Raw genomic sequence first — 280 nt, 5'->3', positions numbered from 1 at the left:
TACCAGCTTTGCGCTCAGGGCCTTTGGCGATACCGACCAAAGGAATGTGCAGCCCGAGTTCTTCCCATACCGATACGGCTACTCCGATTTGCCCTTTGCCGCCGTCAATCAACACGACATCCGGCCATTTGACGCTTTCGCCATTGGCCTCGGCTTCCTGCATTTTGCCGTAACGGCGCGTCAACACTTCGCGCATAGCAGCGTAGTCGTCGCCGGGATTGGCGGTCGTGATGTTGTAGCGGCGGTATTGCGAAGGCTGGATGTTTTTCTCATCGTACAC

1 pseudogene is annotated in these 280 nt (G+C 56.4%); it reads right to left on the bottom strand.

Annotated features, from left to right (window positions below):
* A pseudogene (gene uvrC / locus ACTHSX_RS10620) lies at positions 1-280 on the bottom strand (excinuclease ABC subunit UvrC); the annotation flags it as partial.

This window comes from Neisseria sp. P0014.S002, assembly GCF_051958295.1.
GTDB classification, from domain to species: Bacteria; Pseudomonadota; Gammaproteobacteria; order Burkholderiales; family Neisseriaceae; genus Neisseria; species Neisseria flavescens_B.
The sequence above is the reverse complement of the archived record's forward strand: the minus strand, read 5'-3'. Positions and strand labels throughout refer to the sequence as shown.